The following is a 20164-nucleotide window of genomic DNA, read 5'->3' on the forward strand; positions in this document are numbered from 1 at the left end:
GACGAGGTTTGCGATGTCCCGCACGATCCGTTTTCACAAGTTTGGTCCGGCTGAGGTGCTCAAGTGCGAAGAGCATGCAGCCGCGCAGCCTGCACCGGGCGAAGTGCAGATACGTGTCGAGGCAATTGGCATCAGTTGGTATGACATTTTGTGGCGCCAGAACCTGGCGTCTTCCCACGCACGTTTGCCGTCCGGCCTTGGCCACGAGATGGCCGGGGTGGTCGTAGCCCTGGGCGACGGCGTGGATGACTTGGCCGTGGGCGATAAAGTCGCCAGTTTTCCCGCCGAGAGCCCCAATGATTACCCGGTGTATGGCGAACAAATCGTCCTGCCCCGTTCGGCGTTGACCCGTTATCCGGATGTCTTGAGCCCGATCGAAGCCAGCGTGCATTACACGCCGCTGTTGATTGCATATTTTGCATATGTGGACTTGGCGCGGGTCAAACCCGGCCAGTTTGCCTTGGTGACCGACGCGAGCCACTGCGCCGGCCCGTCCTTTGTGCAACTGGGCAAGGCCTTGGGTGTGCGTGTGATTGCCGCGACCAAGGACAGCGCGGAGCGCGAGTACCTGCTGTCCCTCGGGGCGGAAAAGGTCATCGTCACCGAAGAGCAGGACCTGCTCATGCAAATCAACAAGTTCACTGATAATCGCGGCGTTGACGTGGTGTTCGATGGCTTGGGCGGCCCGCAGATGTCGTTACTCGGTGATGTCTTGGCGCCGCGTGGCAGCCTGGTGCTGTATGGCCTGCAAGGTGGCAACCAGACGCCATTCCCGGCCTGTGCAGCGTTCCAGAAGAATATTCAGTTCTTTGTGCATTGCATCGGCAACTTCACCGGCAAACCGGAGCTGGGCATCATCCAGGACCAAGTGGCATTGCAGCGCGCGTTGCGCGACATCAACCAGATGACCGCCGACCGCGTGCTGGTCCCGCTGAAAACCACCGTGTTTCCATTCAGCCAGTTCGTCGAAGCGCACCGCTACATGGACGAATGCCCGTGCCGTGAGCGCGTCGCATTGCAGGTTGAAGCTGTTTGAGCTGTAGGAGTATTCGCAAATGAATACTCCGGCGTCTGAACGGATGGGGCAAATGCGCCATTTGTCAGGGCTTAACCCTCGCGGCGTTTAAGCCGCCGTCAGGGCGCCAGGCCCCGCAAAACACGAGCTTTCCCCCCGATGCCGCGCTGTATTCCAGCGCGGCATCTGTGTGTGCACGTAATCAACGGCTTGCCCAATTGCCATCTGAACTGGTTTCTTGCGGCGTTCTGTATCTGTTAATCATTATGCCAGTGCCGATAATCGTGACTTCACTCTCATCTCAAGGATTGAGCAATGATTGAATGTCTGACGTTCCGGCCTGATACATATGAAATTAAATTATCGCGATGCTTGCCTGCGAGACAGGGTGCAGCTGTTGGGTTAGGTAACTCCAATTTATTGAAGTTTGATTGGTTAAACTGGATCTTTTCTTTATGTCGGATGCATCCTTAGTTTCCTGCTTAAGCCGGTGTAGGGCATTGTCGGAACGGTCCTAGGGTAGTCAGGACGCCCTGGCGCAAGGGTCTCAAGGAGAGGCGGCGCGAAGGGCACACAATTGGCGTTCCCTGTCGAATTGTTACGGCGTGCTAAGGTTTATTTATCGTTACGCCACGCGGTGTGACGACATTCCTACGCATCTAATGGGTCGAGCAAATAACCTCGGCAGTTACTTGGAACTGATATTTCAACTCAGGTAGTAGAACTATGAGCGCAATTCACGAACAAGCCATGAACTATGTTTATCAGCAAGTTCTGCAACGTTTGGTCGGGCACTTCACGCGCGCCGAACGTACCGCACTTCAATTATTGATTCAGCGAATTGTCGTGGCTGCCGGCGGCATGGAACAAGTGGGCGATTACAAAGTGTTGGTTGCCCATGGGGGCGGCGAAGTCAGCAGCTATACCCTGGCACTGCTGCGTGCGGCGCAACTGACTATCGCGGGCCGCGCGCCCAGGACTTTCAACTTGCGTGTGGCGACGCTCCGACATGCCGGCATGACCCAGGCCACGCTGGATAGCCTGCAGCGTGGCTACAGCACACTGTTTTTCCACGACGACCCGCGGGTTGAGCTGCTGATGGTGGAAAACCAGGTAGTGCAGCCGTTCAACCACCAGCGCCCGGCCTCAGGTGCGGGCCGGGAGGTCAGCCAGCGCAATATGCTGATGGTGGGGCACCTGACCTCCGGGGATATTCGCGCGACGTTGTGTAACGATACTTACCTGTCCCTGGGGGATTTTTACCAGCGTGTCACCACCTGGAACGGAGGGGTGCATGCGCTGGTCAGCGGTGATTCACCGCGCAAGCAGAGCCAGTACCTGGCGTGGTTGAAAAAGGCGGCCCAAGCGGCCGGCGTCAGCACTGCGCCGGGCAAGCCGGCCTCGCTCACCGGGTTGTTCGCGCGCATGGAGGAGTGGAGCAACGGCTGTTATCAAGACCTCTATGGCGAGCAATACGTTGCCCATGAGAGCCCCGGCCGGGGTGGGCACCGCCATTTGGCCTACATTGGTATCGCCGACCTGCTTAACAACGTCGACATTGCTTCAACCCCTCTGCTCAGCGACTTCCTGGGCTACGTCCCCGATCCGTTTGGTTTTCACTTCAGCCATCCGGCCTACCCCAACCCGCTGCTGATGGCTCACCTGCGCGGGGTGCAGGCCCAGTGCCTGCGCGAGCTGTCCTACGAGGACGGCGTGGCGGGTTTTCTGCGCCAGGCGATGGACTACCTGTGTCACCGGCAAATTCCTGAACATTTGATCGCAGAGGCCTGCGGTGGGGAAGGGCGTGTGCAGTCGACGGCCTACGCCCAAGAGTTCTTTGGCCTGGAGGAGGCCCAATTGACCTGTTTGCTGTTCTCGCCCTTCATCCATCATGGTGAGCGGTTGGAGGGTTATCTGCGTCAATGCCATCCCGGCATGCTGGTGGCACTCCCCGAGTTGCACAAGGTACTCCAGGGCAAGCCGGCTGCCGACATGCTGCAGCAATGGGCGATCGACACCAGCGGCTTGCCGCTGCCTCTGCTCCAGCACCTTTACCGCAAGCGCCCGTTGGCGGTTGAACAGGGCGCCGATGCGCGCAAGCGCCGCGCCGCACGTCTGCAGACCAACGCCGAGGCGCGGGCGTTTCAGTTGTTCGGGCGCTAGGCGGTGCGCCGGTGTGTGCGTCCAGGTAGACAGTCATGAACCTGCGAGGTGAGCGGCAGGCGGATTTCGCCTACCAGGCGGTGTACCGCTACATGATCAACCTGATCAACGAAGTCAGCCTGGACATGCCCGTCAAACTGCCTTCTTTGCGGCAGTTGGCGACGCGCCTGAATGTGTCGATCTCGACGATTCAATACGCGTACTCCCTGTTGGAAAAGGAAGGGCGGGTGTATTCGGTGGCCAAATCGGGTTATTTCGCCTGGCCCGTGGCAGCCAATCCGCTGATGGCGGCGGGCGCCGATCTGTTGGAGCGCCTGTATGCGGCGGCGCGGCGGCCCGGAATGGTGGTACTCAGCGGCGATGAACCGGCGCTGCTGGGAGCGCTGGACGGCGCATTGCTGATGCTCGAACGCCAACTGGTGCGCCGTCACCCACGCCAACTGCAACCCTGGTCGCAGCCTTGCGGCGTCTGGGAGCTGCGCGCCGCGTTGGCGGCGCGTTACACCTCATCGCCGACCCGCTGCTGGCAGGCCGATGACGTCTACATCGGTGCCGATCTGCGCGGTGTATTGGAAATACTCATTGATGTACTGGGTCTCAAGGGCGCCGCGGTATTGGTCGAGTCCCCCTGCGACTGGTTAATACTGCGCCTGCTGCAGGCTGCCGGCGTGCGCGTCATTGAGTTGCCCTGGCAGGTCGACGGTCGCCTGGACCTGGCGCGGCTCGAACACCTGTTGCGCCATGAACCCGTCCACTTGGTGCTGCTATCGTCGGTGGTGGGCATGCCGTCGGGCAACGTCATGCTCAACTATGAGCGCTTGCGGGTGGCTCAGTTGCTCGAAGAATATGGCTGCTGGCTGCTGGAGAATGACACCTTTGGCGAGTTGGGTTTTGCGCAGAACCACACGGCGCTGCGCAACCAGGTCAACCCCGAACGGTTGATCGTATTCTCGTCGTTCGAAAAAGTACTCGGCCCGGAAGCACCGTTCGGCTATGTACTGTCACGCCACCTGAGCAGTGAGCTGCAGCGCCAGTTCCTGCTGCGTTCGTTTCGCCTGTCGTCGATCCGTCAACGCGCGATTGCCCACCTGTATCAAAGCGGGCGGCTGGACCAGCACCTGCAGACATTGCGCCAGCGCCTGCGTGAGCAGGCCGACGCCATGAGCCAGCGCATGGATCAGCGCCTGGCAGGGCGGGTGACTTACCGCATGCCGCTGGCAGGGGCGAGTTTCTGGCTGCACGCGTCGGCGCCGGTGGACATGCGCCAGGTGTTCCAGCGCCTGCTGGCGCAACAGGTGGTGATTGCCCCGGGGGAATTGTTCAGCCTCAGTGGCTTGCATCATCAGCAACTACGGCTGAGCCATGCGTTCAACGGGCACCCGAACCTGGACGCGGCATTGGATGCGCTGGCGCTGGCCTTGCTGCAGGCGCAGAGCGCCTAGCGTGTGAAAAATCTCTTGCTGGTGTGGGATCTATAACATCGCGCGGCAGTCCAACTCTCAGTAAACTGTCATTTTTTCCGAATCCTTCTTTCCGAGGTTTATGCATGACAATCAGTCCTTTTGCGGGCAAGCCGGCGCCAGCCCAGTTGCTGGTAGATATCCCGCGACTGGTTACGGCCTATTACACCGGTCAGCCTGATGCAGCGATCTCCACCCAGCGCGTCGCGTTCGGGACTTCCGGGCACCGGGGCAGCTCGTTCGAACTGAGCTTCAACGAATGGCATGTGCTCGCTATCAGCCAGGCCATCTGCCTGTACCGCGAAGCCCAAGGCATCGACGGGCCGTTGTTCGTCGGCCTCGACACCCATGCATTGTCGACGCCTGCGGGGGCCAGCGCGCTGGAAGTCCTGGCGGCCAACGGTGTGCATGTGATGCTCGCCGAGGGCGATGAATACACGCCGACCCCGGCCATTTCCCACGCCATCATCTGCTATAACCGCGGTCGCACCAGCGGCCTGGCCGACGGCATTGTCATCACGCCGTCCCACAACCCGCCGCAAAGCGGCGGCTACAAGTACAACCCGCCCAACGGCGGTCCGGCCGATACCCACGTCACCAAATGGATCGAGGCCAAGGCCAACGAGCTGCTGGCCAATCGGCTGGCCGGGGTCAAACGCATCACCCACGCCCAGGCGCTCAAAGCCGACACCACCCATCGCCATGACTACCTCAACAGCTACGTGGCCGACCTGATCAATGTGATCGACATGGACGCCATTCGCAGCGCCGACCTGCGTTTGGGCGTCGATCCGCTGGGCGGCGCCGGGGTGCGCTACTGGTCGGCGATTGCCGAGCACTACCGCTTGAACCTGGACGTGGTCAACACCGAAGTCGATCCGACCTTCCGCTTCATGAGCGTCGACTGGGATGGCCAGATCCGCATGGACCCGTCGTCCAGCTACGCCATGCAGGGCTTGATCGGACTCAAGGAACGTTTCGACGTGGCCTTCGCCTGCGACCCGGACCACGATCGCCACGGCATCGTCACCCCGTCCGGCGGCCTGTTGGCGCCGAACAATTACCTGGCCGTGTCCATCGACTACCTGTTCCAGAACCGTCCCGGCTGGCGCGCCGATGCGGCCGTGGGCAAGACCGTGGTCAGCAGCGGCTTGATCGATCGCGTCGCGGCGCGTATCGGACGGCGCCTGTACGAAGTGCCGGTCGGCTTCAAGTGGTTTGCCGACGGTCTGTTCGACGGTTCGCTGGGTTTTGGCGGTGAGGAAAGCGCTGGCGCTTCGTTCCTGCGCAAGGACGGCACCGTGTGGAGCACCGACAAGGACGGTTTGATCCCGGCGTTGCTCGCGGCAGAAATGACCTCGCGCAAAGGCCAGGACCCCAGCCAGATCTACCGTGGCCTGACCGACGCTCTGGGCGAACCGTTCGCGATTCGCGTCGACGCCAAGGCCACCCCGGCGCAGAAGGCGTTGCTGGGCAAACTGTCGCCGGAGCAGGTGACGTCCACCGAACTGGCCGGGGAGCGCATCCAGCAGATCCTCAGCCATGCGCCGGGCAACAACCAGGCGATCGGCGGTTTGAAAGTCATGACCGAAAACGGCTGGTTCGCCGCACGGCCATCGGGCACCGAGGACATCTACAAGATCTACGCCGAGAGCTTCATCGGTGAAGATCACCTCAAGCAACTGGTGCAAGAGGCGCAGGTACTGGTTGACGCTGCAATCAGCGCTGGCTGACACGCCTCAGTCAATGGAGGCGCGGGTCAGCCCGCGCCTACATTTCGCCTCGAGATCAGGCCAGGTCGACCAGCACGATCTCGCTGTCTTCTATCGCGGTCACGCGCAACAGCTGTTCATCTTCCACCGCGACACCGTCTCGCGCGTGCGCGCGCAAGCCATTGACCTCAATCACCCCCGTCGCCGGCACCAGGTAGGCGCGACGCCCGCTGTCCAGGCGGTATTCGGCAGTTTCCCCGGCTTTCAGGTTGGCCGCCACCAGGCGCGCATCCGCACGAATGCGCAGGCTCTCGCTGTCACCGGCCTTGCCGCTGGCCAGGGTCACAAACCCTTCGCGGTCACCTTTCGGAAACGGCTTGGCGCCCCATGACGGCGGCAGGCCGGCTTCGTTGGGGATGATCCAGATCTGGAAAATCTTGGTGGGGGTGGCTTCCAGGTTGTATTCGCTGTGGGCAATCCCGGTGCCGGCGCTCATGACCTGCACGTCACCCGCCTCGGTGCGGCCCTTGTTGCCGAGGTTGTCGGCATGGCTGATGGCGCCTTCGCGTACATAGGTGATGATTTCCATGTCGCGATGCGGGTGCTGGGGAAACCCGGTGCCGGGCGCGATGATGTCGTCGTTCCAGACCCGCAGGTTGCCCCAGTGCATGCGCTGGGGATCGTGGTACTCAGCGAATGAAAAGTGATGATGGGCGTCAAGCCAGCCATGATGGGCGCCGCCCAGGGCGGTGAAAGGTCGTAATTCGAGCATGATCGTCTCCAGTTGATGGGGTCATCATCCAACAGTGCATGATCGATAAAAAGCGTAAAAAATGCCTTATTCCTATCGATCAATTGGATTGGTTTCGGATGCTTTGACTTTCACTTCATCGCCTAACTGCATGACAGCAAAGCAATTGGCTGGAACTGCGCGGCGATTCCGGCGACCATGGCGCACTCGTCAACACCCAGCTCATCGCAGGAGTCCGCGTGCCGCAACAACAGCCTGATCTGCCCCCTGAATTGCGCCCCCTGGCCGAAATGCCATGGTTGAAACGGCTCGCCGCCCGCTTGTTCGGGCATGGCTTGACCCGCTTGCGCGCGCAACACCGGTTCTCCTGGCTGCATGGGCAGGCCGACGGTTTTCGCAGTGGGCACGAGGCGGGTGTGGAGTACGGCTATCGCGAGGGCAAGGCCGACGGCATCGAAGAAGGCCGGCAGGTCCTGCTGATTCGCGACTTCCGCCCGGAAGAACACCGTGCGCCGGGGGTGGATGACAACCTGTTCGATGATTGGCGGCTGCCCCTCACGGCCGATCTGAAAAAACGCATCAAGGCCGATGTGGCACGCTTGCTGCCGGCTCACGCGCAGCCCAGCGCCGCCCAATGGAAGATGATCTTCAGCGACACGCCGTCCACCTCGGTGATTGCCGGTGCCGGTGCGGGCAAATCCACCTCGCTGGTGTTGCGTATCCTGCTGCTCACCCATTACCTGGGTTTTGAGCTGAGCTCGATGACCGTGGTGACGTTCACCCGTGAGTCGCGCAAGGACTTCATCAACAAGCTCATGGAAGTGCTCAGCTTGTGGGGGCAACCCCTTGATATCAAAGAAGCCCAGGCCGTGGTGCGGACCTTTCACTCGCGCATCCTGCCGATGGTGCGCAGCCTGCCGGGCTTCGAGCGGCTGCAGGCGTTCGAGAACCTCAGTGCGGGCTTCGAGGACGCAGACAGCAACCCGTTCGACCTGCGCCTCAACGAGGCGCAACGCCAGCAGATGAACGCCTGCTACCACCGGCTGTACGGCCAGCACGCGCGCTTTCGCGAACTGATTGCACCGCTGGCGCGCCATGGTTTGCAGCTCAAGGAGCTGGAGCGTGATCACCCGGACGTGCAGAAGCGCATGGCCGTGACAGAACTGGCCGCCAAGCGCGATGAAGAGCTGTGTGACGTGATTGAAGACCTGTGGTTTCGCGCGGGCGCCTGGCCGATCAAAGGGATCGAGCCGAGTCGCCAGACCGTGGAGATCAATGGCGCGCAATTCCATTGCCATGGCTATATTCCCGAGCTGGATGCCTGGGTCGTGCTGGGCTTCGATTCGCGGGAAAACGCCCAGCTCAGCCGCCCCAATGCCAAGCTGTCGGTGCGTGCAGAATGGGCGGTCAAGCGCACCCTGTTTCAAGCATTCTGCCGTAAGCCTTTGATATGGCTTGATAGTTACGAGTCGTCCAAGCGTCTTTTAAGCAGCCTGGCCGGTGATGCCAGTGCGGGGCCGGGGTTCGATTACAAGGTCAAAGGCGAGCTGGCGTCGGCGCCGTTGCTGGACTGTTTTGTCATGGCCGCAGGTTTCATCGAGAACCTCGGTCTGGACGTGCCCAGTGCCGTGGGCCAGATGAGCTTCGCCAAAGACGATCCGGACCGCTGCTTCTTCGAGGCCTTGAGCATTTTCTGGAAAGCTCTGGAAGATCATCTGCTCGACCAGTCGCCGCCGATCATGACCTACAACCGCATGTTCTCGCTGTTTGGCGAAAACACCCCGGAAAACCTCAAGTTGCTCAGCGACCCTCTGTTGCGGCCGCTGTCACACCTGATGATCGACGAGTTCCAGGACGTCTCGCCGCAGATCGTCTCCTGGCTGCGCGCCAGCCTGCGTGAAATCCGCAGCCGTGGGCCAGCCATGCATGTAGGACGCGGCGCCCAGCATTCGTCACTGCTGTGCGTAGGGGATGACTGGCAGTCAATCTATGGCTGGCGCGGCAGTTCGCCGAAGTACTTCATGCAGTTCAACCAGGAATTCCCGGCACCGAGTACCACCCGCGTCATGCTCGGCGAGAACTATCGCAGCCATCAGCACATCATCGATGCCGCCGAACACATTGTGCGCGCCGCGCCGGCGATCCCCGGCAAGAAGGCCAAGGCCAGCGGCACACCCAAGGCGTTGGTGCCCGTCACGGTACTGGAACGCGACGATGCGGCCTTGGGCCGGCGCCTGCAGGAGCACTATCAAAAGGGCGATTCGGTGTTAATGCTGTATCGAAAAAGTAGCGATAAGTTATTGATTAATGAGCATATTCAGTCTGTAGTTAATGTGGATTCTAGCTTGCCGCCCGCGGCGCGCAAGCTCAAACAATTGACCTATCACAGCGCCAAAGGCCTGCAGGCGGATGCGGTGTTCCTGCTTGGGGATTGCCAGCACGTCACCCGTTCGCCGTACAAGAACCAGGTGTACCGCATGGCGGGCCTGGGCAAGGCCGGCGACACTGAACCCTACGACAACGCGCAAAAAGACGAAGTGCTGCGCCTGGCGTATGTCGGCATTACCCGCGCGGTCAGCCATTGCTACTGGTATGTGGAAAAACCCGAGGGCCAGGCCGTGAATGTGCCGAAGGCCTCGGAGCGGGTCGACGCCAGGAAAGCGTTCTTTGACGATCAGCGCTAAGCACTGTCTGGCGCAGGCCCTATGTAGGGGCTTGCCCGCAATAGCGGTGCATCAGTCGATAGACCGCTCGACTGGCGCACCGCTGGTCGTGTTCAAGCCCTTAACAAATGTGGCGGCACAAAACACTCCAGCTCCGCTTCCACCGCTTCGATGATGCGCTCTACATCGGTAGCATTCATCACGGTGGCGCAGGGGATGCCGGCGATGGCGATCAGCGTCTCGCCGCTGGCGCGGTCGAACAGACGCGCGACCATACTGCCGGGAGCGTCCATGCTCCCTTCGAAGCCCATGGGATGGAAATGCCAGCGCATCAGCTGGCAGGCGTTGGGGAATGTCACTTTGTTCATGTTGCCCACCTTGTTCATTGAGCGCTTCCTTTAGCTCGCGGCAGGGGGCCATGACCGTCACTGGTCACAGCGAGTGAGAGTGTAAAAATAGCATTCGTTCATAAATGCAAGGGCAGTTTTTTCACCCCGTTCGGCGGTTCTTTTCCTATAGCTTGACGTGTGTCATGTCTTGCTAAAGGCTGGGCAAAAGGCCATTAGTCAGAAGTTGCCGTCGGCCATTGATGGCAGCGCTGAAATTCGGCAACCTCCACCTTTTACCCGTCGTAGAGCCATGCATGCCCCACACCGCCGCGGACGATGATTGCCAGCACACCCACGCCACGCGCGAGCTAGTGACGCGCCACCACCTGTGCTGGCGTCATCGCGACCTGGATGGCGTGATGTCTTACTACCATCCGCACATCCAGTACCACGACTTCTTCCAGAACCGCGTCGTCGGCTACGCCGAACTGCGCGAGTACCTGCAAGCCAGCATGCCGCGCGGGCCCGACGAGGCCATCGAGCACATGGACCGCATTCGCGCCGATGGCGACACCGCGTTCATCCAGTACCGCATCACCCTGCGCGGCGGGCAGGGCCTGGTGTCGTTCCGTACCAGTGAGGCCATCACCGTGCGCGACGGGCTGATCTGGCGGGTCAACGAATATGCGTCACTGGTGCATGAACACAGCCCCCCAACCACGCGCCCGAGCGTCAGCCGCCTGGGCCTGTCGCCCCAGCAACTAGGGCATATGGCCAACGACCTGCAGCACTACTTCCAGCAGCAACAACCCTACCTGGACCCGGAGTTGGACCTGCAACGGGTCGCCAAAGAGTGCGGCTACAGTCGCAATCAGATTTCCTACTTGCTCAATCAAGTCCTCGGGCAAACCTTCTATCGCTATGTCAATCAGGCTCGGCTCGTGCATTTGCTGGCTGCGCTGGATAAAGCCAGGCCGCCCATACGCGTGGACGACCTGGCCTATGCGGCGGGGTTCAATTCGTTATCGGCGTTTTATAGCGCTTTTCGCCAGCACACCGGCCTGACGCCGAAGGCTTACATTAAAGGGCGCTTTGAGGGCGAGTCGGCTAGATCAACTGGCAATAAAAAAGATGTGGGTTAAACCTGTCATGTTCGACAGGTTTTTCATTCGCGGATTCGTAGTGTAATGCCCAGGCATCTTTTCTTTCAGTTGGAGTGTCGCTATGTCTAAGCACAATAAATCCGCTCACCCGAACGGTCCAGAGAGTGAAGGCCGCATGGACGGAATCATTAACATCGACGGAACGGGTCACACCTTTCAAGCGGACCGTGTGTATATGGATGAGCAAGACGGTGCGCTGAGGTTTTTCGGTGCCCGAACCGTTGACGAGAACCCGGATAAATTCGAAGCGGTTCAAGTGCAACTCACACCGCCCACCATTTCGACGGGTAAATACCAGGTGGGCGGGGAGAGTGTTAAAGATGTTATTTACGTCGACCATCAAACCGGTAACAGCTATACAGCTGACAAAGGCGAGGTGTCGCTCACCAGGAGCATCCCCCTTAAACAGTTATTCGGGGTAGTGAGTTGTGAGTTCAGTGTTGGCGGTCGAACGACTATCGTAAACGTCCAGTACGCCTTCAAGGGGTAGAATAAATAGTCGGCCCCGCAGCCTCTGCCCGCGTCGGTTAGCGCCAATCATTCGGCGTTGACGGGGCAGCAGGTCGCGCCAACATTTCCCTGCGTGCACGCGCGCAAGACAGCCCCTGACATCCCGCTCTAGGATCCAGCCTATCGAAACGAGGTAGGGGAACCTGGCATGCCGGCATGGCGCACTATCAGTTTATGGATGGACCAGTTGGACGACCCGCTGCTGGCGCGGCCGTCTCTGGAGCACGACCTGGACGTCAACGTGGCCATCATCGGCGCCGGTTACACCGGTCTGTGGACCGCGTATTACCTCAAGCGCCAGGCGCCCGAGCTGAACATTGCGATCATCGAGGCGCAAACCGCCGGTTTCGGCGCGTCCGGGCGCAATGGCGGCTGGTTGATGGGCAACCTGTTGGGGGAAGACCGTTTACTCGCCGGCCTCACGCCCGAGCAGCGGCGTGCTTCGTTTGACCTGCTGCACGGCATTCCCGACGAAGTGGCGCAGGTGCTGGCCCGCGAAGGCATCGACTGCGACTACCGCAAGGGCGGCGCCCTGTACTGCGCCGCGCGTTACCCCGAGCAGGAAAGCAGCCTGCGCCTTTATCTGGACAAGCTCTACGCCCAAGGCCTCACCGAGGCCGACTACCGCTGGCTGAGCCCGCAACAACTGGCTGAGCAACTGCGAATCGCCAAGCCCTTTGGCGCGGTTTATGCGCCCCATGTGGCGACGATCAACCCAGCCAAGTTGGTCCGCGGCCTGGCGCGGGTGGTGGAACGCATGGGCGTCAAGATCTACGAAAACTCGCCCGTCACCCATTGGCAGTCCGGCCGCCTGCGCACTGCAAAGGCCGGCGTGCGTGCCGCCTGGGTGGTGCCGGCCGTGGAGGGCTACGCGACCACCTTGGCGCCGTTGGGTCGCTACCAACTGCCGGTGCAAAGCCTGATCGTCGCCACCGAGCCATTACCCGCCAGCACCTGGGACGAAATCGGCCTGAGGCATGGCCAGGCCTTCGGCGAAAGCAGCCGCCAGGTCACCTATGGCCAGCGCTCGGCCGACAACCGTCTGGTGTTCGGTGCCCGTGGCGGTTATCAGTTTGCTGGCAAATTGCGCCACGACTTCGATTTGACCGACAGCGAAGTGGCGCTGCGTCGCTACCTGTTCGGCGAGTTGTTCCCACAGTTGAAAAACGTGCGGATTACCCACTCCTGGGGCGGCAACCTTGGCATGTCGCGCCAGTTCCGGCCGCACATGCTCTGCCATCACGCCACCGGCATCGCGCTGTCCGGCGGCTACGGCGGGGAGGGCGTCGGTGCCACGAACCTGGGCGGCCGCACCCTGGCCGACCTGATCCTGGGCCAGGAGACGCCGTTGACCCATCAACCCTGGGTGATCCGCGAGCGTGGCCTGGAGGCGCTCAAGGCCTGGGAGCCGGAGCCGTGCCGCTGGCTGGGCTACAACGCGATCATTCGCAGTTTTGTCCATGAAGACCAGGTATTGGCCAATCCCAATACCGCGCCCTGGCGCCGTAAGTTGGCGATCGGCGTGGCCGGGTTCATGGAAAGTTTCATGCACTGAGCCGTTCCACTCACACAGGTAGCCCCATGAGCATCACTCAATTCAAAGACGCGCTGAATGCCCACCTGCCGGATTCGTCACCGGTCGCCGTGCCCCTGGGCGAGCCGATCGCCGTGGCGTCAAGCTTGAGCGTCGAGCGCAGCGACGGCGTCGAAACCGGTATCTGGGCCTGTACCCCCGGCCGCTGGCGCCGGCAGATCAAAGCCCAGGAGTTTTGCCACTTTATCCAGGGCCGCTGCACTTTCACCCCTGACAACGGTGAAATCGTCCACCTACAAGCCGGCGATGCACTGATGTTGCCGGCTAACAGCAGCGGAACCTGGGATATCCAGGAAACCGTGCGCAAGACCTATGTATTGATCCTGTAACGCTTTGATCCTTGATCGCCTGCCATAAAAACAGCCCTAAAACCGCCAGGAAATCGAACCATGAAAGCCATTGCCCTGTTGCCCTTGATGTTGGTGGCCTCTGTCAGCCAGGCCGCCGAGACGGTGAAGATCTACAACTGGTCGAGCTACATTGCGCCGGACACCACGAAGAACTTCCAGAAACAAACCGGCATCGGTTTCAGCTATGACGTGTACGACAGCAACGAAACCCTCGATGGCAAGTTGATGACCGGTAACTCCGGCTATGACGTGGTGTTTCCCTCCAACCACTTCATGGCGCGGCAGATCCAGGGCGGCGCCCTGAAGAAGCTCGACAAGAGCCAATTGCCCAACTGGAAGAACCTCAACCCGGTGCTGCTCAAGGCCCTGGAAAACAACGACCCGGGCAACGCCCACGGCTTCCCGTACCTGTGGGGCAGCACCGGCATCGGCTACAACGTCGACAAGGTCAAGGCGGTGTTGGGCGATAACGCGCCAGTGAATTCCTGGGACCTAATCTTCAAGCCCGAATACATGCAAAAGCTCAGCAAATGCGGGGTGGCCATCCTCGACAATGGCCCGGAATTGTTGCCGATCGCTCTGAATTACCTGGGGCTGCCACCCCACAGCAAGAAGCCTGAGGACTACAAGAAAGCCGAGGCGCTGCTGATGAAAGTTCGCCCCTACGTGGCGTACTTTCATTCCTCGAAATACACCGGCGACCTGGCCAATGGCGACATCTGCGTGGCCGTCGGTTTCTCCGGCGACGTGCTGCAAGCCGAAAGCCGCGCCAAGGAAGCCAAGAATGGCGTGAACATCGGCTATCAGATCCCCAAGGAAGGCGCCGCGATCTGGTTCGACATGGTGGCCATGCCCGCCGACGCCCCGGATGAAAAGGCCGGGTATGCCTTCATGAACTACTTGCTGGAGCCCCAAGTGATGGCCGACATCACCAACTCCGTTCATTACGCCAACGGCAACAGTGCGGCGGACAGCCTGGTGGACCCGGCAATCAAGGCCGATACCAAGATCTACCCAAGCGCGGAAATGATGGGCAAGTTGTTCGCGCTGGAAGCGATGCCGCTGAATATCGACCGGGTTCGCACGCGGGTGTGGAACACCATTCGTACCGGGCGCTGAAGAACTGATGTGGGAGAGGGCTAGCCCCCTCCCACATTTGGATTTCAGGGGTTTTCCAGGTCATGCCCCAACGACTGGATAAACAACGAAAACAGCTCCGGCTGCGAAGAAATATCCAGCTTGGCGTACAGATGCCGGCGATGCACTTTGACCGTATCCGGCGAGATATTCAGGCGCTCGGCCATGGCCTTGGACGAGAACCCGCGCAGTACCAGGCGGGCGACTTCCAGCTCGCGGTCCGAGAGCACGCCGCAGCCGAAATGGCTCAGCGCATCGCGAATCTGGCTGGCCATCGCCTGCGCTGCCGGTACACGCTGGGTGCTTTGCTGCCAATGCTGCTGCATCAACGGCAGCACCCACGCCGCCAAGGTGGTCAGCAGCCCGGTTTCTTCAGCACTGAAGCGCCGCTGCATGCCCAGTGACAGCGACAACGTGCCCGCGCCAGGTAGTTGCAGGATGAATTGCACCTCGTCTTCCAGCACGTTGTCGTGGAAGTAATTGAGGAAGTATTCGCTCTGGCGGAAATGGTCCGGCGCCACTTCCTCCAGGCGGTACACGCCGCTGGCATACCCTTCGCGACAGGCCTGGAAAAACGGGTCGAGCACGTACAGGCCGTTGAGGTACACCAGCATCGACGCCGGTTTGCTGCTGGGCTGGGCGTCGTATTCCTCCAGGGCCTGGGGCAGGCCGTCGAGCGGGTAGAAAATCGCCAGGGCGTTATCGAACGGCAGGCATTGGTGCAACAACAGCACCAGCTGTTTCCAGAATCGCTCGCTGCCGATCTGTGACAGGGTGCGTCCCAGCCCCGCATGCATGCCGACTTCCCTGAACAGGCTCATGTCACAGGTTCCCCTCATCAAAAGATCGGCCAAGGGTTCGGCTTTTGCCGGGTGTCGTCAAGGGGAGTACGCCAATAGGGGAATTGGCTGACAACAGCTCTGGCTTTAACTTCGCGATCATTGAGTGGGAAACATATCCCACGACTTTCAGACTTTTCGTTTCTGCCTCACACAAAAAACAACGACAGAGGATAACGATATGAGTGCTTCCCCCGCGCCTGACGGCGTGCTCAAGCCCACCCTGAGCGTCTTCGATGTGGTGGCCATTACCGTTTCGGCGGTGACGCCCGCCAGTTCGGTGTTCGTGATCGCCCCGTTCGCCATTCAACAGGCCGGCAGCGGCGTGTTCCTGGCCTTTGTCATGGCCGCCTTGCTCGCGCTGATGTTCGCCTTTTGCTACGCCGAACTGGGCCGCGCCCACAACAGCGCTGGCGGTGAATATGTGTATGCCAAACGGGTATTCGGCGGCATGGCGGGCTATGCGACGTTCCTGACGGTACTGGTGATGTTGCTGTTTATCCCACCGGTACTGGCCACGGGCGCGGCGACCTACTTGAATAACGCCCTGGGCACCCGGTTCGATGCCCAGACCGTTGCGCTGGTCATTGTGGTGTGCAGTTACGCCCTGGGCATCCTCAATATCAAGCTCAATGCCTGGATCACCGGCACTTGCCTGCTGCTGGAAGTGGCGGCCTTGCTGGTGATCGTGTTCCTCGGCTTCGGCCATCCGGTGCAGCCGGTCAGCGTGCTGTTTCAGCCGCAGATCGTCGAAAACGGCATGTTGCACCTGGCGCCCTGGGCCCTGGTGATCGGTGCGGTCGGCATCGGCCTGTTCTCCTTCAATGGCTACGGGCCGGCGGTGCTGCTGGCCGAAGACATGAAATGCGGCGGCAAGGGCGTACACAAAGCGGTGTTGTGGTCCCTGGGGCTGGTGGTGGTGATCGAACTGGTGCCGATCACCGCACTGCTGATCGGTGCGCCGTCGCTGAGTGCGATGATCAGCAGCCCCGACCCCATCGGCTACCTGCTGACCAGCCATGGCAACGAAACCTTGTCACGCCTGGTCAGTGCCGGGATCTTCCTCTCGGTATTCAACGCCATCGTCGCCATCGTGATCCAGATCGGCCGCGTGGTATTCAGCAGCGGCCGCGACGCCCTGTGGACGCCGACCATCAACAAACTGTTCACGCGCATTCACCCGCGCTGGGATTCGCCCTGGCTGGCGACGCTGTTCCTGGCGATCCCTTCGGCGCTGCTGAGTTTCAGCTCCAACCTGGCGGACCTCACCTCGTTCAGTGTGCTGCTGATCATGCTGGTGTACCTGATCGTGGCCTTGAGTGCGCTGATGAGCCGGGTGCTGCTGCGTGAGCGCGCACATCCGTATCGCATGCCCTTGTGGCCGCTGCCAGCATTGCTGGCGGTGCTGGGCGCCGGGTATCTGTTGATGACCTTGATCGCGGAGGCTTCGGTGCGCGACATCATGGTCATCATCGGCTTGCTGGCGCTGTCGGTGATTCTGTATTGCATCAGTGGCCGGTTGAGTCCGGCGTATCAGAAACTGTAAGGAGTGGTTATGCGCGCACGTCAATTGGGCATCACGTTGGGGCTGGGCACGCCCGGCGCGTTGAATGCCATCACCGATGTTCCCGGCGTCCGGGTCGGCCACAGCACGCTCAAGACCCGCGTCGACGGTAAACAGGTGTGTACCGGCGTCACAGTGCTCCAGCCGCGTGCCGGCGAGGCGCGGCAGCAGCCGTGCTTTGCCGGGTATCACGTGCTCAACGGCAATGGCGACGCCACGGGCCTGGAGTGGATCAGCGAAGCCGGGCTGTTGACCACGCCACTGGCGATCACCAACACCCATAGCCTCGGCATTGTGCGCGACACCCTGATTGCCCTGGAACGCGAGCGCCTGGCGGACCCGGCCGTGTACTGGTGCATGCCGGTGGTGATGGAAACCTACGACGGCCTGCTGAACGATATCTGGGGCCAGCACGTCAAGCCTGCGCATGTGCGCGAGGCGCTGGAGCACGCCGAAAGCGGCCCGGTACAGGAAGGCGCGGTGGGCGGCGGCACCGGGATGATCTGCCATGAATTCAAAGGCGGCATCGGCACCGCGTCGCGCCGGTTGCCGGCGGAGCAGGGCGGCTGGACGGTCGGCGTGCTGGTGCAGGCCAACCATGGCAAGCGCCAGGAACTGCGGGTCGACGGCTACCCGGTGGGCCGGCAGTTGATGGCGATCCCATCGCCGTTCGCCGAGCGGGGCACGCCGGGCATGGGCTCGATCGTGGTGATCCTGGCTACCGATGCGCCGTTGCTGCCCCATCAATGCCGGCGCCTGGCGCAACGCGCGTCCATCGGCATTGCGCGCACCGGCGGCGGCACCGAGGACTCCAGCGGCGACCTGTTCCTGGCCTTCGCCACCGGCAATCAGGCGCTGCCCCCGGCGGACTATGGGCGCAAGGACCTGGCGTTCAGCAGCGCGGTGCAGATGGTCAATAACGATCATATGTCCCCGTTGTTCCTCGCCGCGGCGGAGGCAGTGGAGGAGGCGATCGTCAACGCCATGCTGGCCGGTGAGAGCATGACCACCGACGACGGGGTGCGAGTGCCGGGCCTGGACGGCGAAACACTGTTGCAGGCATTGCGCGAGACGGGCTGGAACAGCTGCCGATAATCCGGTGTATTTATAAAGATGCTGGTTCTTTAATGCGGCGAATGACACCGTGACAATATATTGGATCCATCTAAACAAGTGCGCCGCTCAAGTTGAGCGGCTTTACCGCTATTTAATATTTAAATAACAGCACGGTGCTTTTTGTCGGACAAAAGCAACTAACCCCCTATAAACATTGCACGCGACTTGCTTAAGTTGCCGGCTTGTCGGTTTTCACTGCGTAAATAGATGTAGACGAAAGATTTCAAGTTGTGTCAGTTTCGTGACGCCTTCAAAAGAGGCGAGTGATAGGACGATCTCGCCAGCGGGGTTCCTATCGACCCAAGACTGATGCACTTGCACACAAGGAAGTACGTTTATGTCAAAAGTAAAAGACCAGGCTATTGTGTCTGCCGCGCAAGCCAGCACTGCGTATACGCAAATCGATAGTTTCAGCCATCTGTACGACCGTGGCGGCAACCTCACGATCAATGGCAAACCCTCCTACTCCGTTGACCAGGCCGCCACCCAGCTGCTGCGCGACGGCGCCGCGTACCGGGACGTCGACGGCAACGGCAAGATCGACCTGACCTACACCTTCCTGACCTCGGCCTCCTCGAGCACGCTGAACAAGCATGGCATCTCGGGCTTCAGCCAGTTCAACAGCCAGCAGAAAGCCCAGGCCGCGCTGGCCATGCAATCCTGGTCGGATGTCGCCAACGTTGCCTTCACCGAGAAGGCTCGCGGCGGCGATGGGCATATGACCTTCGGCAACTACAGCGGCGGCCAGGACGGCGCGGCGGCCTTCGCCTACCTGCCCGGCACCGGCGCGGGCTACGACGGCACCTCGTGGTACCTGACCAACAGCAGCTACACACCCAACAAGACCCCGGACCTGAACAACTACGGCCGGCAGACCCTGACCCACGAGATCGGTCATACCCTGGGCCTGGCTCACCCCGGCGACTACAACGCCGGGAATGGCAACCCGACCTACAACGACGCGACCTATGGACAGGACACGCGCGGCTACAGCCTCATGAGTTACTGGAGTGAGAGCAACACCAACCAGAACTTCAGCAAGGGCGGGGTCGAGGCCTATGCCTCCGGGCCGTTGATCGACGATATCGCGGCGATCCAGAAGCTTTACGGCGCGAACTACGCCACCCGCGCCGGCGACACCACCTACGGCTTCAACTCCAACACCGGGCGTGATTTCCTCAGCGCCACCGCCAACGCCGACAAGCTGGTGTTTTCGGTCTGGGACGGCGGCGGCAACGACACCCTGGATTTTTCCGGTTTCACCCAGAACCAGAAGATCAACCTCAATGAGACCTCGTTCTCCGACGTTGGCGGCCTGGTGGGCAACGTGTCCATCGCTAAGGGCGTCACCGTGGAAAACGCCTTCGGCGGCGCGGGCAACGATCTGATCATCGGCAACAATGCCGCCAACCTGATCAAGGGCGGGGCCGGCAACGACCTCATCTACGGCGCTGGCGGTGCCGACCAACTGTGGGGCGGCGCCGGCAACGACACCTTTGTGTTCGGTGCCAGTTCCGATTCCAAGCCAGGTGCGGCGGACAAGATCTTTGACTTCACCAGCGGCGCCGACAAGATCGACCTGAGCGGCATCACCAAAGGTGCGGGCCTGAGCTTCGTCAACGCGTTCACCGGGCATGCCGGCGACGCAGTATTGAGCTATGCCTCGGGCACCCACCTGGGTACCTTGGCCGTGGACTTCTCCGGGCACGGCGTGGCGGATTTCCTCGTCACCACCGTGGGCCAGGCAGCGGTCAGCGACATCGTGGCCTGATGCACCGGCGCGGCGTTGTGGCGCCGC

16 protein-coding genes are annotated in these 20164 nt (G+C 61.0%); 13 read left to right on the forward strand and 3 right to left on the reverse strand.

Going from position 1 to position 20164, the window contains the following annotated elements; all coding sequences use genetic code 11:
• Positions 1 to 13 precede the first annotated feature (13 nt).
• The 4 genes from C5F70_RS09020 to pgm all read left to right on the forward strand — a co-directional run bounded on the left by C5F70_RS09020 (position 14) and on the right by pgm (position 6371).
• Positions 14 to 1036 (forward strand): zinc-dependent alcohol dehydrogenase family protein, encoded by a 1023-nt coding sequence (locus C5F70_RS09020; RefSeq protein WP_104903131.1) that lies wholly within the window; start codon positions 14 to 16, stop codon positions 1034 to 1036.
• A 705-nt stretch (positions 1037 to 1741) separates the two neighbouring features.
• On the forward strand, positions 1742 to 3178 hold the full coding sequence (locus C5F70_RS09025) for a hypothetical protein (protein WP_104903132.1): 1437 nt from the start codon (positions 1742 to 1744) through the stop codon (positions 3176 to 3178).
• Positions 3179 to 3213: 35 nt separating this feature from the next.
• Entirely contained in the window at positions 3214 to 4620 is a 1407-nt protein-coding gene (locus tag C5F70_RS09030; RefSeq protein ID WP_104903133.1) for a PLP-dependent aminotransferase family protein, read from the forward strand.
• Between the two features lie 104 nt (positions 4621 to 4724).
• Positions 4725 to 6371 (forward strand): phosphoglucomutase (alpha-D-glucose-1,6-bisphosphate-dependent), encoded by a 1647-nt coding sequence (gene pgm, locus C5F70_RS09035; protein ID WP_104903134.1) that lies wholly within the window; start codon positions 4725 to 4727, stop codon positions 6369 to 6371.
• A gap of 55 nt (positions 6372 to 6426) precedes the next feature.
• Here the strand turns inward: pgm and C5F70_RS09040 are convergent, their stop codons facing one another.
• Positions 6427 to 7122, reverse strand: coding sequence for a pirin family protein (locus tag C5F70_RS09040; protein ID WP_057004051.1), 696 nt, complete (start codon positions 7120 to 7122; stop codon positions 6427 to 6429).
• A 218-nt stretch (positions 7123 to 7340) separates the two neighbouring features.
• On the opposite strand from C5F70_RS09040, the gene C5F70_RS09045 reads away from it, so the two are divergent.
• Entirely contained in the window at positions 7341 to 9785 is a 2445-nt protein-coding gene (locus C5F70_RS09045; protein ID WP_104903135.1) for a UvrD-helicase domain-containing protein, read from the forward strand.
• Positions 9786 to 9877: 92 nt separating this feature from the next.
• Here the strand turns inward: C5F70_RS09045 and C5F70_RS09050 are convergent, their stop codons facing one another.
• Positions 9878 to 10150: a DUF1652 domain-containing protein gene (locus C5F70_RS09050; RefSeq protein ID WP_017845703.1), complete on the reverse strand. Its 273-nt coding sequence runs from the start codon at positions 10148 to 10150 to the stop codon at positions 9878 to 9880.
• A 257-nt stretch (positions 10151 to 10407) separates the two neighbouring features.
• Between C5F70_RS09050 and C5F70_RS09055 the strand changes: the two genes are divergently transcribed.
• From C5F70_RS09055 to C5F70_RS09075, 5 genes are all read left to right on the forward strand, one after another.
• Positions 10408 to 11235 carry an AraC family transcriptional regulator gene (locus tag C5F70_RS09055; RefSeq protein WP_102617472.1) on the forward strand — a complete coding sequence of 276 codons (828 nt, stop codon included), beginning with the start codon at positions 10408 to 10410 and terminating at the stop codon, positions 11233 to 11235.
• Between the two features lie 82 nt (positions 11236 to 11317).
• A complete protein-coding gene (locus tag C5F70_RS09060) occupies positions 11318 to 11746 on the forward strand; it encodes a hypothetical protein (RefSeq protein ID WP_104903136.1) in 429 nt (142 codons plus the stop codon).
• Between the two features lie 168 nt (positions 11747 to 11914).
• Complete coding sequence (locus C5F70_RS09065; RefSeq protein WP_104903137.1) at positions 11915 to 13321, forward strand: FAD-binding oxidoreductase; 1407 nt, start codon at positions 11915 to 11917, stop codon at positions 13319 to 13321.
• Between the two features lie 26 nt (positions 13322 to 13347).
• Positions 13348 to 13689, forward strand: coding sequence for a cupin domain-containing protein (locus tag C5F70_RS09070; RefSeq protein WP_104903138.1), 342 nt, complete (start codon positions 13348 to 13350; stop codon positions 13687 to 13689).
• Positions 13690 to 13749: 60 nt separating this feature from the next.
• The gene (locus tag C5F70_RS09075; RefSeq protein ID WP_104903139.1) at positions 13750 to 14829 is read left to right on the forward strand and encodes a polyamine ABC transporter substrate-binding protein; all 1080 of its coding nucleotides are present in this window, start codon (positions 13750 to 13752) and stop codon (positions 14827 to 14829) included.
• A gap of 44 nt (positions 14830 to 14873) precedes the next feature.
• On the opposite strand, the gene C5F70_RS09080 is transcribed toward C5F70_RS09075, so the two are convergent.
• Complete coding sequence (locus C5F70_RS09080) at positions 14874 to 15668, reverse strand: helix-turn-helix transcriptional regulator (protein ID WP_017845709.1); 795 nt, start codon at positions 15666 to 15668, stop codon at positions 14874 to 14876.
• Between the two features lie 199 nt (positions 15669 to 15867).
• Between C5F70_RS09080 and C5F70_RS09085 the strand changes: the two genes are divergently transcribed.
• The 3 genes from C5F70_RS09085 (at position 15868) to C5F70_RS09095 (ending at position 20137) form a co-directional block, all read left to right on the forward strand.
• Positions 15868 to 17232 (forward strand): APC family permease, encoded by a 1365-nt coding sequence (locus C5F70_RS09085; RefSeq protein ID WP_017845710.1) that lies wholly within the window; start codon positions 15868 to 15870, stop codon positions 17230 to 17232.
• A 9-nt stretch (positions 17233 to 17241) separates the two neighbouring features.
• Positions 17242 to 18345, forward strand: coding sequence for a P1 family peptidase (locus C5F70_RS09090; RefSeq protein WP_104903140.1), 1104 nt, complete (start codon positions 17242 to 17244; stop codon positions 18343 to 18345).
• A gap of 358 nt (positions 18346 to 18703) precedes the next feature.
• Positions 18704 to 20137 (forward strand): serralysin family metalloprotease, encoded by a 1434-nt coding sequence (locus C5F70_RS09095; protein WP_104903141.1) that lies wholly within the window; start codon positions 18704 to 18706, stop codon positions 20135 to 20137.
• The last annotated feature ends 27 nt before the right edge of the window (positions 20138 to 20164 follow it).

Origin of the sequence: Pseudomonas sp. LH1G9 (assembly GCF_002949975.1) — a bacterium.
Lineage (GTDB): Bacteria > Pseudomonadota > Gammaproteobacteria > Pseudomonadales > Pseudomonadaceae > Aquipseudomonas > Aquipseudomonas veronii.

Bases quoted from the DNA above. Each gene is read 5' to 3' on its own strand.
- C5F70_RS09020 (WP_104903131.1), top strand. From the start codon at position 14: ATGTCCCGCACGATCCGTTTTCACAAGTTTGGTCCGGCTGAGGTGCTC.
- C5F70_RS09065 (WP_104903137.1), top strand. From the start codon at position 11,915: ATGCCGGCATGGCGCACTATCAGTTTATGGATGGACCAGTTGGACGAC.
- C5F70_RS09050 (WP_017845703.1), bottom strand. From the start codon at position 10,150: ATGAACAAGGTGGGCAACATGAACAAAGTGACATTCCCCAACGCCTGC.
- C5F70_RS09040 (WP_057004051.1), bottom strand. From the start codon at position 7,122: ATGCTCGAATTACGACCTTTCACCGCCCTGGGCGGCGCCCATCATGGC.
- C5F70_RS09080 (WP_017845709.1), bottom strand. From the start codon at position 15,668: ATGAGCCTGTTCAGGGAAGTCGGCATGCATGCGGGGCTGGGACGCACC.
- C5F70_RS09095 (WP_104903141.1), top strand. From the start codon at position 18,704: ATGTCAAAAGTAAAAGACCAGGCTATTGTGTCTGCCGCGCAAGCCAGC.
- C5F70_RS09085 (WP_017845710.1), top strand. From the start codon at position 15,868: ATGAGTGCTTCCCCCGCGCCTGACGGCGTGCTCAAGCCCACCCTGAGC.
- C5F70_RS09030 (WP_104903133.1), top strand. From the start codon at position 3,214: ATGAACCTGCGAGGTGAGCGGCAGGCGGATTTCGCCTACCAGGCGGTG.
- C5F70_RS09070 (WP_104903138.1), top strand. From the start codon at position 13,348: ATGAGCATCACTCAATTCAAAGACGCGCTGAATGCCCACCTGCCGGAT.
- C5F70_RS09075 (WP_104903139.1), top strand. From the start codon at position 13,750: ATGAAAGCCATTGCCCTGTTGCCCTTGATGTTGGTGGCCTCTGTCAGC.
- C5F70_RS09060 (WP_104903136.1), top strand. From the start codon at position 11,318: ATGTCTAAGCACAATAAATCCGCTCACCCGAACGGTCCAGAGAGTGAA.
- pgm (WP_104903134.1), top strand. From the start codon at position 4,725: ATGACAATCAGTCCTTTTGCGGGCAAGCCGGCGCCAGCCCAGTTGCTG.
- C5F70_RS09025 (WP_104903132.1), top strand. From the start codon at position 1,742: ATGAGCGCAATTCACGAACAAGCCATGAACTATGTTTATCAGCAAGTT.
- C5F70_RS09090 (WP_104903140.1), top strand. From the start codon at position 17,242: ATGCGCGCACGTCAATTGGGCATCACGTTGGGGCTGGGCACGCCCGGC.
- C5F70_RS09055 (WP_102617472.1), top strand. From the start codon at position 10,408: ATGCCCCACACCGCCGCGGACGATGATTGCCAGCACACCCACGCCACG.